The organism is Pelomonas candidula, assembly GCF_043555985.1.
Classification (GTDB): Bacteria; Pseudomonadota; Gammaproteobacteria; order Burkholderiales; family Burkholderiaceae_C; genus Pelomonas; species Pelomonas candidula.
This window is the reverse complement of the sequence record NZ_JBIGIC010000005.1, coordinates 378,933-395,638: the sequence shown is the minus strand read 5'-3', so window position 1 is coordinate 395,638 and position 16,706 is coordinate 378,933. Positions and strand designations below refer to the sequence as shown.

The 16,706-nt window shown below is 70.4% G+C and carries 15 protein-coding genes; 7 read left to right on the top strand and 8 right to left on the bottom strand.

Annotated elements, in window-relative coordinates:
* Positions 1-52: 52 nt before the first annotated feature.
* Genes mtgA through ACG04R_RS12855 form a run of 5 tightly spaced genes read right to left on the bottom strand, consistent with a single transcriptional unit; the run spans position 53 to position 5,067 of the window.
* Positions 53-769: a monofunctional biosynthetic peptidoglycan transglycosylase gene (mtgA, locus tag ACG04R_RS12875; RefSeq protein ID WP_394410691.1), complete on the bottom strand. Its 717-nt coding sequence runs from the start codon at positions 767-769 to the stop codon at positions 53-55.
* The gene (aroE, locus tag ACG04R_RS12870; protein ID WP_394410688.1) at positions 769-1,584 is read right to left on the bottom strand and encodes a shikimate dehydrogenase; all 816 of its coding nucleotides are present in this window, start codon (positions 1,582-1,584) and stop codon (positions 769-771) included. The genes mtgA and aroE overlap by 1 nt, the downstream gene beginning before the upstream one ends.
* Positions 1,581-2,435, bottom strand: a complete 855-nt coding sequence (locus tag ACG04R_RS12865) for an energy transducer TonB (protein ID WP_394410685.1) — start codon at positions 2,433-2,435, stop codon at positions 1,581-1,583. Before ACG04R_RS12865 ends, aroE begins: the two co-directional genes overlap by 4 nt.
* The gene (locus ACG04R_RS12860) at positions 2,435-4,459 is read right to left on the bottom strand and encodes a ribonuclease catalytic domain-containing protein (RefSeq protein ID WP_394410682.1); all 2,025 of its coding nucleotides are present in this window, start codon (positions 4,457-4,459) and stop codon (positions 2,435-2,437) included. The genes ACG04R_RS12865 and ACG04R_RS12860 overlap by 1 nt, the downstream gene beginning before the upstream one ends.
* A gap of 17 nt (positions 4,460-4,476) precedes the next feature.
* Positions 4,477-5,067: a YqiA/YcfP family alpha/beta fold hydrolase gene (locus ACG04R_RS12855; RefSeq protein ID WP_394410679.1), complete on the bottom strand. Its 591-nt coding sequence runs from the start codon at positions 5,065-5,067 to the stop codon at positions 4,477-4,479.
* A 130-nt stretch (positions 5,068-5,197) separates the two neighbouring features.
* On the opposite strand from ACG04R_RS12855, the gene ACG04R_RS12850 reads away from it, so the two are divergent.
* The 6 genes from ACG04R_RS12850 to clsB all read left to right on the top strand — a co-directional run bounded on the left by ACG04R_RS12850 (position 5,198) and on the right by clsB (position 11,924).
* On the top strand, positions 5,198-7,885 hold the full coding sequence (locus ACG04R_RS12850) for a zinc-dependent metalloprotease (protein WP_394410676.1): 2,688 nt from the start codon (positions 5,198-5,200) through the stop codon (positions 7,883-7,885).
* Between the two features lie 89 nt (positions 7,886-7,974).
* A complete protein-coding gene (locus ACG04R_RS12845; protein ID WP_394410673.1) occupies positions 7,975-8,385 on the top strand; it encodes a PaaI family thioesterase in 411 nt (136 codons plus the stop codon).
* Positions 8,386-8,493: 108 nt separating this feature from the next.
* On the top strand, positions 8,494-9,297 hold the full coding sequence (locus ACG04R_RS12840) for a CsgG/HfaB family protein (RefSeq protein ID WP_394410670.1): 804 nt from the start codon (positions 8,494-8,496) through the stop codon (positions 9,295-9,297).
* A 74-nt stretch (positions 9,298-9,371) separates the two neighbouring features.
* Positions 9,372-9,857, top strand: coding sequence for a dihydroneopterin triphosphate diphosphatase (gene nudB / locus ACG04R_RS12835; protein ID WP_394410667.1), 486 nt, complete (start codon positions 9,372-9,374; stop codon positions 9,855-9,857).
* A gap of 13 nt (positions 9,858-9,870) precedes the next feature.
* The gene (locus ACG04R_RS12830; protein WP_394410664.1) at positions 9,871-10,665 is read left to right on the top strand and encodes an endonuclease/exonuclease/phosphatase family protein; all 795 of its coding nucleotides are present in this window, start codon (positions 9,871-9,873) and stop codon (positions 10,663-10,665) included.
* Between the two features lie 32 nt (positions 10,666-10,697).
* Positions 10,698-11,924: a cardiolipin synthase ClsB gene (gene clsB, locus ACG04R_RS12825; protein WP_394410661.1), complete on the top strand. Its 1,227-nt coding sequence runs from the start codon at positions 10,698-10,700 to the stop codon at positions 11,922-11,924.
* Positions 11,925-11,930: 6 nt separating this feature from the next.
* On the opposite strand, the gene ACG04R_RS12820 is transcribed toward clsB, so the two are convergent.
* The 3 genes from ACG04R_RS12820 to hutU all read right to left on the bottom strand — a co-directional run bounded on the left by ACG04R_RS12820 (position 11,931) and on the right by hutU (position 15,907).
* Positions 11,931-12,659: a hypothetical protein gene (locus tag ACG04R_RS12820; protein ID WP_394410658.1), complete on the bottom strand. Its 729-nt coding sequence runs from the start codon at positions 12,657-12,659 to the stop codon at positions 11,931-11,933.
* A gap of 90 nt (positions 12,660-12,749) precedes the next feature.
* Positions 12,750-14,249, bottom strand: coding sequence for a histidine ammonia-lyase (hutH, locus tag ACG04R_RS12815; RefSeq protein ID WP_394410655.1), 1,500 nt, complete (start codon positions 14,247-14,249; stop codon positions 12,750-12,752).
* The gene (gene hutU, locus ACG04R_RS12810; RefSeq protein WP_394410652.1) at positions 14,246-15,907 is read right to left on the bottom strand and encodes a urocanate hydratase; all 1,662 of its coding nucleotides are present in this window, start codon (positions 15,905-15,907) and stop codon (positions 14,246-14,248) included. Before hutU ends, hutH begins: the two co-directional genes overlap by 4 nt.
* 65 nt (positions 15,908-15,972) lie before the next feature.
* Here hutU and hutC point away from each other — a divergent pair, with 65 nt between their 5' ends.
* The gene (gene hutC / locus ACG04R_RS12805; RefSeq protein WP_394410649.1) at positions 15,973-16,692 is read left to right on the top strand and encodes a histidine utilization repressor; all 720 of its coding nucleotides are present in this window, start codon (positions 15,973-15,975) and stop codon (positions 16,690-16,692) included.
* Positions 16,693-16,706 lie beyond the last annotated feature (14 nt).

The window sequence follows — 16,706 nt, the reverse complement described above, 5'->3', positions numbered from 1 at the left end:
CGCCGTCCCCGCGGGGGACCGGCCAAGGTACTCCTTGGACGAGGGGCTCCAATCATGGCAGTTGGGCGCTGTTCATGCGCCCGGCGATGAGGCCGGCGCGGTCCATGATGTACGGCGAGCCCGGCTGGCGCTCGTAGCGCTTGGGCGCGGGCAGCATGACGGCGAGCCGTGCGGCCTCGAAGCTGCCGAGGCGGCTCGCGTCCATGCGGAAGTAGTGCCGCGCCGCTGCCTGGGCGCCGAACAGGCCTTCGCCCCACTCGACGCTGTTCAGGTAGATCTCCAGGATGCGCTGCTTGCTCAGCAGGCCTTCCAGCATCAGCGTGATGATGAGCTCCTGGCCCTTGCGCAGCAGCGTGCGCTCGCCGGACAGGAACAGGTTCTTGGCCAGTTGCTGCGTGATCGTCGAGCCGCCGACGACCTTGGCCGGCGCCTTGGCCTTGCGGGCCTCGGCGCGCGCCTGCGCTTTCTCGTTCTTCGCCCAGGCACCCTTCAGCGCGTCCCAGTCCACGCCGCCGTGCGTGGCGAAGGAGTCGTCCTCGCTGGCGATGACGGCGCGCTTGAGCGTCCGGGGCAACTGGTCGTCGTCCACCCACTGCTGCGCCCAGGCGACCTGGTGCTTCTCCTTCGCCAGGCGCAAGACCTCGCTGCGCTGGAAGCTGGTGGACTGAGGCGCCACCCAGTTCATCAGTGCGATGCGGCCGGCAAACCAGAGCTGCAGGCACAGCACGGCCAGCGCCAGCACGCCCAGCAGACGGCCGGCATGGCGCATCACAGCGCGGCCCTCAGCGTAGCGAGCACCGGCGCCGTGTCCGGCCGCACGCCGCGCCAGAAGAAGAAGGCCTCGGCCGCCTGCTCGACGAGCATGCCCAGGCCGTCGCGCGGCTCGGCGCCGTGGGCGGCGGCCCAGTCGAGGAAGCCTTGTGCCTTGGGGCCGTACATCATGTCCAGCGCCAACGCGTCGGGCTTGAGCACACGGGCGTCGACCGGCGCGGCCGCGCCGGCGAGGCTGGTGCTGGTCGCGTTGACGACGATGTCCTGCGCAGCCGGCGCGTCTGCCAGTGTCGCGGCGGTGAGCGGCACACCGAGGTGGGCATGGCTGGCGACCAGCGCCTGCGCCTTGTCCGCCGTGCGGTTCACGACAGCGATGTGCGCCGGCCTGGCAGCGATCAGGCTGCCCAGCACGCCCGCCGCCGCGCCGCCGGCGCCGACCAGCAGCACCTGCAGCCCCGCCAGCGGGCGGCCGGCATTCTTCTGGATGTCGTTGACGAGGCCGGCACCGTCGGTGTTGTCGCCCGTCCAGCCGTCCGCGTCGAAGCGCAGCGTGTTGACGGCGCCGCCCAGCTGTGCGCGCTCGGTGCGTTTCGTGGCCAGCGCGAAGGCGTCGAACTTGAACGGCACGGTGATGTTGCAGCCTTTGCCGCCAGCGGCTGCGAAGGCGCGCAACGTGGCCTCGAAGCCGTCCAGCGGCGCGAGCAGGCGGTCGTACGTCAGTACCTGGCCGGTCTGTTCGGCAAACATGGCGTGGATGGCCGGCGAGCGGCTGTGCTCCACCGGGTTGCCGACGACGACGTATTTGTCCGTCATGGGTTTTGTCCAGTCAAAGTCGTTTCCAGCCCCTCGTCGCGCGTGAACTTGAAGCGTGACGTGATGATCAGCACTTCGGCGCCCTTGCGCATCTCGGCGCTGAAATCGCCGAAGGGCGAGGCGGCCTGCACGATGGCGACGGCGCGGCGGTCCAGCGTCGGGTTGCCGCTGGGGGCCAGGATCTCGGTCTCGACGACGCGGCCCTTGAAGTCGATGTGGATATTCATCGTCAACTCGCCGTAGAGCTTCTTGCCGCGATACATGGGGAAATCGCGCGTGCCGCGCTCCTCGATGCGGCGGCGCAGGCTGTCGTAGTACATCGCGTAGACGACCTCGCGCGTCTGCGGGCTGATGTAGCGCTTGCGAGGCCTGGCGTTCTCGAGGTTGACCCGCTTCTCGATCTCCGCGAGCAGGTCGACGAGCTGGCGGCGCTTCTCGGCCTGGGCGCGTTCGTTGGCGTCCGTCTTCTCTCGGCGCGGGTCGGGCGGCGGCAGCAGCGCCAGCTCGCGGCGCACCTGGGCCAGCAACTGCTGCTGCTGTTGCTGCAGCTGGGCGATCTGCGAACTCTGCGCCTCCGCCGAGTCGCCGACCTCGTTGTGCCGTGCGGGCGGCAGCGGCGATGTGGCGCGGCCCTGCTCCATGTTGCCGCCACCGACCAGGTTGGCCTGGGCCAGCGCCGCGGCCTTGGTGGGCTGCTCGTTGGAGCGCGTGTTGACGAGCACGACTTCCAGCGGCGTGTCCTGGAACACGCGGTTGAAGGAGTCGGGCGAGCCGACGCGCCATGCCAGCAGCACGCCGTGCACGCCCAGCGAGGCCGCCAGGGCAATCTGCAGCGTGCTCGGGCGGCGCATCAGCTTTGCGGGGCGTCGGCCGGTTCGGCGTCGTTGACGTCGATGGCCAGCGTCAGCGGTGCCGCGGCGGCTTCGAGGTCGTCGTCGTCGCCCTCGGACTCCGCTTCGGCGGCCGGCTCGTCCACCCGCTCGATCAGCGTCGCGTGCACGTCCAGCGTCATCTCGTCCAGGCCGGTGATGCGCACCTTCACGTGGCTGCCCCGCGGCAGCGGCTCGCAGCCCAGCGCCTTGAACACCAGCGGCAGGTCGTCGGCCCGCACCAGGCCTTCCTTCATGACGGTGGCGGTCAGCTCGGTCGTGCCGGTCTGCTGCAGCCAGCGCAGCGTCCAGAAGCGCTCGATGCCGTTCTGGAAGCCGTTGTAGGCTGCGTAGGCCGATTCGAAGGCGGAGATGATGGAGAACAGTTGCGCATCCTTGGGCTTGAACGGCGCGACAAGCGCGGCCGTGCGGCCATGGCGGGCGCAGGCAATGATCTGCCACTGGTTCACAAGGTCCACGTAGCGGCGCAGCGGCGACGTGGCCCAGGTGTACTGCGCGACACCCATGCCGGCGTGCGGCAGCGCCTTCACGCCCATGCGCACCTTGATGCCGGGCGCCAGGCTGGCCTGGCTGCGGTAGATGCCCGGCAGGCCCAGTTCGGCCAGCCAGCCGCCCCAGGCGGAGTTGGCCAGGATCATGGCCTCGGCCACGATCAGGTCCAGCGAGCTGCCGCGGGCGCGCACGCTGATCTCGACCGACTCGCTGCCGTTGGGCGCTTCCGAGCGCTCGCCGACGAGGCGGAAGTTGTAGTCCGGCCGGTTGAAGTTCTCGGGCTTGCCGCGCACGACTTCGCGCTGAACCTTCAGGTGCTTGGCCAGCCGCCAGCAGAAGGCCAGCTCGGGCGCGAAGGCATAGTCGGCCGACGCCTCGCCGGACAGGGTGGCGTCGGTGACGATGCCGTCCAATTTGTCGTGGCGCAGGTTGGACGCGATGTGCACGCGCTCCAGCTTCGTTTCCTTGGCCTTGATCTCGAACGTCGTCTCGTCCATCGTGAAGTAGATGGACACGGCCGGGCAGTCGCGGCCCTCGATCAGCGTGTACGTCTGCACGACCTCGTCGGGCAGCATGGTCAGCTTCCAGCCCGGCATGTAGACGGTGGACAGCCGCTCGCGGGCGACCTTGTCGACGGCCGAGTCCGGCGTGATCGCCAGGCCGGGCGCGGCGATGTGCACACCGAACGTGACCGTGCCCGTGCCCAGGCCCTGTACCGACAGCGCATCGTCGATCTCGGTGGTCTGCGAGTCGTCGATGGAGAACGCCTTTGCCGGGCTCAGCGCCAGCTCGTCCTTGATCTCCGGCGCCGTCAGCGCGGGGAAGCCCACGCCCTTGGGGAAGTTCTCGAACAGGAATCGCTTCCAGTGGAACTGGTAGGGGCTGGTGATGGCGCCCGCGCCCTGCAGCAGGTCCAGCGGCGCCTTGTGCGCCAGCTTGCTGGCCTCGACGACGGCCTTGTATTCGGGGCCGTTCTTGTCGGGCTTGAAGAGGATCTTGTAGATCTGGTCCTGGATGGGCTGCGGGCAGGTGCCGGCGGCCAGCTCCTGCGCCCAGGCCTCGATCTGCAGCGCCTGCTGGCGCTTGCGCTCGATGCCCAGCAGCGCGGCCTTCACCGTCTCCTCGGGCGCCTTCTTGAACTGGCCCTTGCCGGCGCGGCGGAAGTAGTGCGGCGCGTCGAACAGGCGGAAGAGGGCAGCGGCCTGCTGCACGATGCCGGCCTTGGCGTCGAAATAGTCCCGGGCCAGGTCGGCAAAGCCGAACTCGCCCTCGGGCGCGAACTCCCAGGCCAGGTCCAGGTCGATCTCGTCGGCCAGCGCGCGGGCGTCGGCCAGCAGCACGGCGGGTGCCGGCTGTTCGAACTTCAGCAGCACATTGGCGGACTTGACCTTGACACGCTTGCCCGAGTCCAGCTCGACCTGCAGCGAGGCATCGGCCTCCGACATCACCCGGCCGGCGAGGAACTTCCCGGCGTCATCAAACAGCGCAAACATAAGCCGGCGATTGTCCCTCAGCGCGTCAGGTGCTCGAGGAGTCCGGGCAAGTGGGCCTCGAAGTCGGTCAGGCCGTGGTCGCTGCCGTCCAGCACGTCGCCGTCGCAGCCGGCGTAGCGGGCCAGCATCTCGCGCCAGTCCAGCAACTCGTCGCCCTTGGCGATCAGCGCGTAGTAGCGCGCCGGGTTCGTCAGATGTGCTGGCGGCGTCAGCGCGGCAAGCTCGGCCACGTGCTGGGCCGTGAAGTCGAACTTCAGCGTCGGGTCGTGCCAGGCGCTCAGCTCGCCGATGTGCCTGGCGAGGTCGCGCGCCGGGTTCACGGCCGGGTTCAGCACCGCCACGCGCCAGCCGCGATGGGCGCGCTGCTCGGCGAGCGCGGTCGCGTAGAAGCCGCCCAGCGAGCTGCCGATGACCGCCGATCCTGAAGCCGGCCAGCCGGCCACGAGGCGGCCCACCAGTTCCATCGCGTCCAGCGGCGACGGCGGCAGCTGGGGGCAGACGAAAGTCACGTCCGGCCGCGTGGCTGCCCAGTCCGCCATGCGCCGCGCCTTCGCGGACTGCGGAGAAGAACGAAAGCCATGCAAATAAATCAGATGGGTGAGGGGCATGACGGAAGTTTTGATGGGAAGCTTGGTGGCTGCGCGACGCTGGCGTCCTCGGATTGACGCGAGTGTCGCTGCCGGCCACAGTGCCGCACTTTTCATCCTCTCTTCCTCCCGGACGCTTCGCATGATTCGGATGCCTCGTACTGCCCTCGCCACCGCTGCACTGATCGCGCTGGCCGCCGCCCAGACCCAGGCCCAGACGCCGCCCGCGCCCAACGGTGCCGCCTCAGCACCGGCCGGTGCGGCCTCGGCGCCCGCCGCCCGTCCGCCGGTCGACCCCACGGCGCCCAAGCCGTTCGCGGAAATCATCCGCGGCGCGAAGGAGCAGCCGGGCCTGTTCCCGGTCTGGCGCAAGGACGAGAAGGTCTGGATCGAGATCCCCAAGGAAGCCTTCAACAAGCCCTTCCTGTTTACCGTCAACGTGGCCAGCTCGATCGGCGAGCGTGGCCTGTACGCCAGTCAGATGCTGGGCGAAGAACTCGCGGAGTGGCGCCGCATCGGCAACCACGTGCAGCTCATGGCGCTCAACACCAAGTTCCGCGCCGACAACCCCGCGGGCAAGCCGGCACTGGACCAGGCGTTCTCGCCCAGTCTGATCACGGCCGGCCCGGTCGCGAGCGCGGACCACCCCGATCGCAAGTCCGTGCTGGTGGATGTCAGCGGCTTCTTCCTCGGCGACATCCCCGGCCTGTCCACCCACCTGGAGCAGGTCTACCGCCTGCCCTACGCCCCGGACCGCAGCAACTCCTTCATCGAAGCGACGCGGGCCGATGCGCAGATCACGACACTGACCGCCCGCATGCACTTCGCCACGCCGCGCATTCCTGCGCCGCCGCTGGTGCCGCCGCCGGTGGCCGTGCCCACGCCGCCGCAGTCCACGCCGGACCCGCGCTCGATGTTCTTCAGCATCGTCTACAACCTGCGTGCGCTGCCCGAGACGCCGGCCGCCGTGCGCCTGGCGGACCCGCGACTGGGTCATTTCACCGAGAGCTACAGCAACCTCGGCGACGACCTCAAGGCCAACCCGCGCGTGCACATGGTCGCCCGCTGGCGCCTGGAGAAGAAGGACCCGTCGGCCGCGTTGTCCGAGCCGGTGCAGCCCATCGTCTACTGGATGGACAAGAACATCCCGCCCAAGTACCGCGAGTCCGTCAAGGCCGGCATCCTCGAATGGAACAAGGCCTTCGAGAAGATCGGCTTCAAGGACGCCATCCAGGTCAAGCAGCAGCCCGACGATGCCGACTGGGACAACATGGACGCCACGCATGCGTCCATCCGCTGGTTCACCGGCGCCGACGTGGGCTTCGCGCAAGGCCCCAGCAACCGCGACCCGCGCACCGGCGAGATCCTGGATGCCGACATCCGCATGAGCGACGTCTTCGGCCGCGGCTCGCGCCGCCTGGCCGCGGACGACGTGCTGGGCTTCCAGGGCCATGACCACGGCAGCGCCACCGGTGCCTGGACCGGTGACCGCAGCCAGCAACTGCTGCTGGAGCAGAGCTGCAACTACGTGGCCGAGCAGGCCAGCGAACTCGGCTTCGCGCTGGACCTGCTGGCACTGCGCGACGGCATGGACATGAACGGCCCCGAGGCCGAGGCGCTGGCCCAGGCCGTCGTGAAGGACACGATCATGCATGAGGTCGGCCACACGCTCGGGCTGAAGCACAACTTCAAGGCCTCCACCACCGTTACCCAGGCCCAGCTGCGCGACAAGGCCTACACCGAGGCCCACGGCATCTCCAACTCGGTGATGGACTACAACGCCTACAACCTGCCACTGAAGGGCGAGGCCAAGGCCAGCCTGACCAACACGACGCTGGGCGCCTACGACTACTGGGCCATCGAGTACGCGTACAAGGTCATCCCCGCCGAGCAGGAGGCCGCCGAGCTGGCGAGGATCGCCGCCCGCTCGACCGAGCCCGCGCTGGCCTTCGGCGACGACTTCGACCAGGGCGTCGGCGGCCCCTACGACGGCTTCGACCCGCGCGCCAACCAGTTCGACCTGGGCGACGACCCGCTGGCCTACGCCAAGCGCCGCCTCAAGCTCAGCCAGGAACTGTGGGACCGCGTGCAGGCCCGCCCCGCCGCCGTGGGCGACGACCCGCTGCGCAACCGCCGCTCCATCGCGTCGTCCTTCCGCCAGCTGGACGTGGCGGCCACCAACGTCAGCAAGTACGTGGGCGGCCTGCTGGCCGAGCGCGTCGTGCCGGGCGTCACCAGCGGCCCGGCCTTCAAGCCGGTGGACAACGCGCAGCAGCGCGAGGCGCTGCGCTTCATCGCCAGCGGCCTGCTGTCCAGTGACTCGTTCAAGTTCAAGCCCGAGTTCCTCGTCTCGCAGACGCTGGACTACAACGAGTGGGAGCGAGGCCTGCCGCTGTCCATCCCCGACGCCGTCGCGGCGCTGCAGGGCAAGGTGCTGGACCGTCTGATGTCGCCCAACACGGCGCGCCGGCTCATCGAGCAGGGCGCCTACCTGCCCGAGGCGCAGCGCAAGGGCGCGGTGTCGCTCAACGAGGTCTACGGCACGCTGCAAAGCGCCATCTTCAGCGAGCTCAAGACCGGTGCCGAGATCGACCGCATGCGCCGCAGCCTGCAGCGCGAGTACCTGCGCCGCCTGCAGGCCCAGCTGAACCGCGCCACCAACGGCGCCACCGTTTACGCCGACGCGTTCTCGATGGCCCGCTGGCACGCCACCCAGTTGGCCCGCGAGCTGCGCGCGGCCGGCGCCAAGCCGGGCCTGTCGATCGAGACGCGTGCCCACCTGGCGGAGACGCTGGACATGCTGGACAACATGCTCAAGGCCACGCTGACGCGCACCTGATCGCCACGCACCCCGCAGCAGCAAGGCCGGCAGCGATGCCGGCCTTTTTCGTTGTCACTACGATGGCCGCCGTCCCCCGAGGAGATCCCATGCCCGATGTCGCCCAGATCAACCAGTTCGGCGCCAACTACCTGCCGGGCTATCTCGGCATCCGCTTCACGCGGGTCGACGCTGGCGAGGTGCATGCCGAGCTGCCGGTGCGGCAGGAGTTGATGGCGCCCAACGGCTATCTGCACGCCGGCTCGGTCGTCACGCTGGCCGACTCCTGCGCCGGCCATGGCTGCCTGGCCAGCCTGCCCGAAGGGGCCACGGGCTTCACGACCGTCGAGCTGAAGTCCAACCACCTCGGCACCGCCCGCGAGGGCACCATCACCTGCATCGCCAAGGCCGTGCACCTGGGCCGCACGACGCAGGTCTGGGACGCGACGGTCACGCACCGGGACACGGGCAAGACGGTGGCGCTGTTCCGCTGCACGCAGATGATCCTGTACGGCCGGTGAGCCCCCCGCGGGCAGGGGAGGCGGGTGCGGCGCGTCCCACGTTCTAGGGTCGGCGCGAGGTGGAGGCGCAGGCAGACTCGCGGCTCGATACGCACCCACACCGCGCCCATGACCCCAGCCCGTTGCCTGTTCGCCGTTTCCGTTGCCGCGCTGCTGCTGAGCGCCTGTGGCAAGTCGTCCACGTCGCTTGGCGAAGGGGGCTCGGTCGTCACCGGGTCGGCCGGGCCCGCGGGCGCGCACCATGCGGCGCGCGAGCTGGTGCGCTGCGACGCGCCGGTGGCCACGCTGGCGTTGGTGGAGAACCCCAACGGCTACAGCTACTCCAGCAGCTACCAACTGCCGTCCAGTCCCGTGCCGCTGATCCGGCTGATGGCCCAGCAGAGCGGCTGCTTCCGCGTCGTCGACCGGGCCGCGGGGCTGAAGGCCACGGTGCGCGAGCAGGAGCTGAAGGACGCCGGCATCCTGCGCCGCGAGGGCAACACGGTGGCCAAGGGCAAGGGCTACGAGGCGCAGTACAGCCTGACGCCCAGCCTCACGTTCAGCGAGCAGGACGCCGGCCGCCAGATCGGCAGCGTGCTGCAGGCTATTCCCTACCTGAACAAGCTGGTCGGCGCGGCCGAGCACGTCAAGATGAAGCAGGCCCAGGCCGCGCTGCTGCTGACCGACAACGAGACCACCGAGCAGATCGCCGCCGCCACCGGTTCGGTGGAGGTGGCGGACCTGGGTGTGGGCGGTGCCATGGTGGGCAAGCTGGGCGGCGTGGCCGGCGCCGGCTGGAGCAACTCCAACGAGGGCAAGGTCATCGCCGCGGCCTTCCTGGATGCGCACAACCAGCTCGTCGCGCAGGTGCGCGAGCTGCAGGCGAAGGTGCTGCCGCCCGAGGTGGCGAAGAAGCCGTCCGGCGGCGCCTGACGCGCCTGCGCGGCAGCGGGGCATCCAAGCCCCGAACCCCTGCCTGCGTGACCGGGCGCGGCTATGCTGCACGCATGCCTCCCGTCGATCTGCCCAAGCCGTTCAAGATCCCCGAGTCGGTCCTCGTCGTCATCCACACGCCCGATCTGCAGGTGCTGCTGATCGAGCGTGCCGACCACCCGGGCTACTGGCAGAGCGTCACCGGCTCCAAGGACAGCCTCGACGAGCCGCCGGCCGAAACCGCGCGGCGCGAGGTGCTGGAGGAGACCGGCTTCGACATCGCCGCCGTGGGCGGCGAGCTGGTCGACTGGCAGCTCGCCAACGTCTACGAGATCTACCCGCAGTGGCGGCACCGCTACGCGCCCGGCGTCACGCGCAACACCGAACACGTCTTCGGCCTGCAGCTGCCCGCGCCGCTGACGCCGACGCTGGCGCCGCGCGAGCACCTGGCCTGGGTCTGGCTGCCCTGGCACGAGGCGGCCGACCGCTGCTTCTCGCCGTCCAACGCCGAGGCGGTGCTGCAACTGCCGCGCTTCAGCGCCGCCGAGACGTCGACCTGACGACCCGCAGGCCATGAGATCCGCCGCCCGCCCCACGCCCCACGCGCCCGGCGACGACGTACTGCGCGTGGCCACCTACAACATCCACAAGGGCGTGCGCGGCCTGGGGCTCGCGAAGCGGCTGGAGATCCACAACCTGCAGATGGGCGTGGAGGCGCTGGACGCCGACCTCGTCTGCCTGCAGGAGGTGCGGCTGTTCCACCACCGCGAGGCGGCCTACTTCGACCGCACCTGGTTCGGCTGGCCCGAGAAGGGCCAGGCCGAGTTCCTCGCGCCCGAGGGCTACGAGGTGGCGTACCGTACCAACGCGACGACCCGTTACGGCGAGCACGGCAATGCGCTGCTGTCGCGCTGGCCCATCGGCGACATCGGCCACCACGACGTGTCCGACCATTCGCTGGAACAGCGCGGCCTGCTGCACGTGCCGGTGCATTGGCAGGGTACGGCGGTGCACGTCATCGTGGCCCACTTCGGGCTCATCCATTCCAGCCGCATGCGCCAGGTCGACCGGCTCGCGGCCTTCGTCAACGAGAACGTGCCGGCCGGTGCGCCGGTGCTGGTGGCCGGTGACTACAACGACTGGGGCGAGCGGCTGGACACGCCGATGCGGGCCCATGGCCTGCGCCGCGCGGCGGCGCCGCACGGGCGCGTGCGCACGGCGACCTTCCCGTCGCGGTTGCCGGTGTTTTCGCTGGACCGCGTCTACCTGCGCGGCCTGCGCTGCACCGGTGTGCAGGTGCCGCGCGGCCCGTCGTGGGCGCGCATGTCGGACCACTTGCCCTTGGTCGTCGAGCTCGCGCTGGAATGAGGCGGCTGGGATCGAGGCGGCGCAGGCGGCCCGTGGGAGCCGACACCGGCTTCATCGGCGCCAACGAGGTGGAGCTGCTGCGCGGCGGCGACCAGCTGTTCCCGGCGATGGCGGCGGCCATCCGGCGGGCGCATCGCGAGGTGTGGCTGGCGACCTATATCTTTCATCACGACGCTACCGCGCTTGCTCTCGTCGACGCGCTGCTCGAGGCCGACCGCCGCGGCGTGCGCGTGCGGCTCGTCGTCGATGGCTTCGGCAGCGGCGCCAGCCTGCCCACGCTGCGCCAGCGGCTGGCCGGCAGCGGCGTGGCGCTGGCGGTGTTCCGGCCGATGGACCGCTGGTGGCGCTGGTTCCAGCGCGGCCAGCTGCGCCGCCTGCACCAGAAGCTCTGCGTCGTCGACAGCGAGATTGCCTTCGTCGGCGGCATCAACGTCATCGACGACCGGCTGGACATCCGCCATGGCGTGACCGACGCGCCGCGGCTGGACTTCGCCGTGCAGCTTCGCGGTGGCCTCGTGGACCTGGTGGCCCAGGGCGTGCGCTCGATCTGGTCGCGCGCCTGGCTGGGGCGCGACTTCGACGACGCGCTACTGGACTACGTGCCGCTGCGCCGCCGCTTCGGCCTGTGGCTGACGCAGCTGTGGCGCGGCCCGCAGCGCCTGCCCGAGCCGTCGGCGCGCCTGCCGCCCGTGTGCGCCGCCTTCGTGCTGCGCGACAACCTGCGCCGGCGCCGCACCATCGAGCATGCCTACGCCGATGCCATCCGCGCCGCACAGCGCAGCGTGGACATCGTCTGCCCCTACTTCTACCCGGGCCAGCGCATCCGGCAGGCGCTGCGCGACGCGGCCGACCGCGGCGTGCGCGTGCGCCTGCTGCTGCAGGGCAAGCTGGACTACCGCCTCGCTGGCTGGGCCGCCGAGGCGCTGTACGCCGACCTGCTGCGCCACCACATCGAGATCTACGAGTACATGCCGGCCTACCTGCATGCCAAGGTGGCCGTCGTCGACGACGAGTGGGCCACGGTGGGCAGTTCCAACATCGACCCGCTGTCGCTGCTGGTCAACCTGGAGGCCAACGTCGTCGTGCTGGACCGCGGCTTCACGACGCGGCTGGCGGCCGAGATCGAGACGGCCATCGCGGCGTCGGCGCGTGTCGGCGAGGCCGCCGGCAAGGGCTGGCGCGCGCTGGTGCATCGCGCCGTGGTCGTGTGGTTCGCCTACGTGTTCCTGCGCGTGGCGGGGGCGACGGGGCGGTACTGAGCGGGCTCAGCAGCCGCGCGAGAAAAACCACAGCGTCGGGCGCCGCCGGGCGTCGTGGAAGGGCACCCAGATCGTGGCCTTGGGTGGCGCTTCGGTGTCGGTGCAGGCTTCGGTGGCGCGCACCTCCAGCTGCAGCCAGGTCTCGCCCCGGATCTCGCGGGCCTGGATGAAGGCGGCTGATTTCGGCGGCCAGTCCAGGCGCGGGCGCTGGCCGCCGCCGGGCGCCGTGCGGGCCAGCGGGCGAAGGTCGTGGGGCAGGTCCAGCAACTGCCCCTCCAGCAGCTTGCCGGCCGGCAGGTAGCCGGCGAGGCCGGGGCGGTGAATCCACGCCGGCGCGCGGTCGGTGGTGATCTGCAGCATGTCGCCGCGGCGCCTCACGACGACGGCGGCGCGCTCCTCGTAGCCGGACTCCTTGATCGGCCATTCCTCGCTGGTCTTGCCGTCGGCCCAGCGCAGCTGCGCGACGGAGCCATTGCAGTTGCCCGGCGACAGCAGTTCCATCGGCTGGACGACCGTGATCCGGCCCACCGGCGCGCGCCCGCGGGCGAGGTCGTCGGGCGCGGCGTAGAGCGGGATGTCCTGCGGTGTGTGCGGCTCGCAGCCCGGACCGCTGAACACCTCCGGCAGCGTGACGAGTCCCAGCAGGCCGGTGGGCAGGTCGTCGACTTGGGCCCGGGCCGTGGCGGCCAGCAGGGCCAGTGCGGCCGTCAGCGTCAGTCGGGGCAGGAAGGGCATGGGCGGCTCCGTGGCAGGTCGCGCCATGCTAGGGCCGGCGGAGCGACGGCGCGTCCCTCCGATCGGGCTCAGCAACCGCTGTTGCCTGTGTCAGAAGCGCGGCGCGTGTGGCGGCTGCAGAGTGCCGGCCTGCACCAGCGCCGCGGCGCGCTCGATGTCCGGCGCGAGGTAGTGGTCGGCCGGGCTGCTCGCGCAGTCGGCGCGCAGCCGCGCGTGCAGCGCTTCCACCGGCGCCGAGCTTTGCAGCGGGCGCAGGAAGTCGATACCCTGCGCGGCGGCCAGCAGCTCGATGGCGACGATGTGGGCCGTGTTGTCCAGCATCGCGTGCAGGCGGCGCGCGGCGAAGGTGGCCATGGACACGTGGTCTTCCTGGTTGGCGCTGGTCGGCAGGCTGTCGACGCTGGCCGGGTGGGCCAGGCTCTTGTTCTCGCTGGCGAGCGCGGCGGCGGTCACGTGGGCGATCATGAAGCCGCTGTGCAGGCCGGCGTCGGCCGTCAGGAAGGGCGGCAGGCGCGAGATGCCGGGGTCGATCAGCATTGCGATGCGACGCTCGGCAATGGCGCCGACCTCGGCGATGGCCAGCGCCAGGTTGTCGGCCGCGAACGCGACGGGTTCGGCGTGGAAGTTGCCGCCGGAGATCATGGTGTCTTCAAAGACCAGCGGGTTGTCCGTCACCGCGTTGGCCTCGCGCACCAGCACCTCGGCGGCGTGGCGGGCCTGGTCCAGGCAGGCGCCCATGACCTGCGGCTGGCAGCGCAGGCAGTAGGGGTCCTGCACGCGCTCGTCGCCTTCGCGGTGGCTGGCGCGGATGGCGCTGCCGGCGAGCAACTCGCGGTAGACGCCGGCGACCTCGATCTGCCCCGGCTGGCCGCGCACGGCGTGGATGCGAGCGTCGAACGGGCCGTCGCTGCCGCGGGCGGCGTCCAGCGTCATCGCGCCGCTGGCCAGCGCCGTCGCGAACAGGCCCTCGAAGCGCAGCAGCGCGTGCAGCGCCAGCGCCGTGCTGGCCTGCGTGCCGTTGATGAGGGCCAGGCCTTCCTTGGCGGCCAGCGTCAGGGGGGGCAGCTCCAGCCGCTTGAGTTCGTCGCGCGCCGACACGCGCTGGCCATGGACCAGCGCCTCGCCTTCGCCCATCAACGCCAGCGTCAGGTGGGCCAGTGGTGCGAGGTCGCCGCTGGCGCCGACCGAGCCCTGCGCCGGCACGTAGGGCACGAAGCCGGCGTTCAGCGCGTCCAGCAGCGACTGCACGACGACACGCCGCACACCCGAGAAGCCGCGCGCGAGGCTGCCGGCCTTCGTCGCCAGCATCAGCCGCACGACCTCCGGCGACATCGGCGCGCCGACGCCCACCGCGTGGCTGCGGATGAGGTTGAGTTGCAGCGCGGCAAGCTGGTCCTTGGCGATGCGCGTGCTGGCCAGTTTGCCGAAGCCGGTGTTGACGCCGTAGACCGGCGCGTCGCCCGCGGCGGCGGCGGCCACCAGCGCGGCGCTTGCGTCGACCGCGCTCCAGTCGTCGAGCTGCAGCTTGGCGCGGCCGGCGGCGATGTCCGCGAGCTGGGTCAGCGTGAGTTGTCCAGGGATGAGTTTCATAGCGAGGGCAGGTTCAGTTCGTTCTTGCAGGCGCAGGCGATGGCCGTGTCGTAGCCCGCGTCGGCGTGGCGCATGACGCCGGTGGCCGGGTCGTTCCACAGCACGCGCGAGAGGCGCTTCGCGGCGGCGTCTGTGCCATCGGCCACGATGACGACGCCCGAGTGCTGCGAGTAGCCCATGCCCACGCCGCCGCCATGGTGCAGGCTGACCCATGTGGCACCGCCGGCGGTGTTCAGCAGCGCGTTCAGCAGTGGCCAGTCGGAGACGGCGTCGGAGCCGTCCTGCATGCCCTCGGTCTCACGGTTGGGGCTGGCCACCGACCCGCTGTCCAGGTGGTCGCGGCCGATGACGATGGGCGCCTTCAGCTCGCCGTTCTTCACCATCTCGTTGAAGGCCAGGCCGGCGACGTGGCGCTCGCCCAGGCCCAGCCAGCAGATGCGCGCCGGCAGGCCCTGGAAGGCGATGCGCTCGGCGGCCATGTCCAGCCAGCGGTGCAGCGCGGAGTGTTTGGGGAAGAGTTCCTTCAGCTTCGCGTCGGTCTTGCGGATGTCCTCCGGGTCACCTGACAGCGCCACCCAGCGGAACGGGCCCTTGCCCTCGCAGAACAGCGGCCGTACGTAGGCGGGCACGAAGCCGGGGAAGTCGAAGGCGTTGGTGACGCCCTGGTCCTTGGCGACCTGGCGGATGTTGTTGCCATAGTCCACCGTCGGGATGCCTTGCGCCTTGAACGCCAGCATGGTCTTCACATGCGTCGCGCAGCCGGCGGCGGCGGCGGCCTTCAGCTCTGCGTGGCGGGCCGGGTCGGCCGCGGCGGCCTTCCACTGCTCGACGGACCAGCCCGGCGGGCAATAGCCGTTGATGAGATCGTGGGCGCTGGTCTGGTCGGTCACCAGGTCCGGCTTCACGCCGCGGCGCGCCAGCTCCGGCAGCACCTCGGCCGCGTTGCCCAGCAGTGCGATGGACACCGCGCGGCCGGCGGCCGTGTGGGCCTGGATGCGGGCCAGCGCGTCGTCGAGGTCGCGAGCCTGTTCGTCCACGTAGCGTGTCTTCAGCCGGAAGTCGATGCGCGATTGCTGGCACTCGATATTCAGCGAGCAGAAGCCTGCGAACGTGGCCGCCAGCGGCTGCGCGCCGCCCATGCCGCCGAGGCCTGCGGTCAAGATCCAGCGGCCCGCGGCGACGCCGCCGTAGTGCTGCCGCGCGGCCTCGGCGAAGGTCTCGTAGGTGCCTTGCACGATGCCCTGGCTGCCGATGTAGATCCAGCTGCCGGCCGTCATCTGGCCGTACATCATCAGACCCTTGCGATCCAGCTCGTGGAAGTGTTCCCACGTGGCCCAGGCGGGTACGAGATTGGAATTCGCCAGCAGAACGCGCGGCGCATCGGCATGCGTGCGGAACACGCCCACCGGCTTGCCGGACTGCACCAGCAGCGTCTCGTCGTCGTCCAGATCACGCAGCGATTGGAGGATGGCGTCGAAGGCGTCCCAGTTGCGAGCGGCCTTGCCGATGCCGCCGTAGACGACCAGCGCATCGGGGTTCTCGGCCACGGCAGGGTCGAGGTTGTTCTGCAGCATGCGGTAGGCGGCCTCGGTCAGCCAGCTCTTGCAATGCAGCTGGGTGCCGGTGGGGGCCTTCACAGGGCGGGGCAGGGCGGTCATGAGGTCTCCCGTTGAGCGGGTGGACTCTAGTTGTCTATACAAGTTAAGTCAACTAGGATGGCGGCATGCCCCGATCAGCCGCCACGCCCGAGCCCCAGTACCTCAAGGTCAAGAACCACCTGCGCGAGGGCATCGCCAGCAGCCACTGGGTGGCTGGCGACCTGCTGCCCAGCGAGGGGGCGCTCGTCGCGCAGTTCGAGGTCAGCCGCATGACGGTGAACCGCGCGCTGCGCGAGCTGGTGCAGGAAGGGCTGATCGAGCGCGTTCAGGGCGTGGGCAGCTTCGTCGCGCAGCTGCACCGCATCTCGTCGACGCTGAACGTGCGCGACGTGCACGAAGAGATCCTGGAGCGGGGCGGCCAGCACGAGGCGCGCGTGCATGCGCTCACCCGCGGCAAGGCCACGCCGCAGCAGGCGGCCGAGCTGGGCCTCAAGCGCGGTGCGCCGGTGTTCCTGAGCCTCATCGTGCACCTGGAGAACGGCCACGCGATCCAGTGCGAGGAGCGCGCCGTCAACCCGGCCTGTGCGCCGGACTATCTTTCGCAGGATTTCACGCGCACCACGCCGACTCACTATCTGCTGGACGTGGCGCCGCTGTCTGAAGCGCGCTACATGATCGAGGCGGCGCTGCCCGGCGAGGTCGAGGCCAAGCTGCTGGGCATCAACCGTCGCGACCCCTGTCTGGTCGTCAAACGCATCACCTACAGCCGCGGTGTGGCGGTAACCTCCGTGAAACTCACCCACCCCGGAGCACGTTACCAATTGCAAGGGAGCTTCTCGGCATGAGCTTTGCCGCCCGG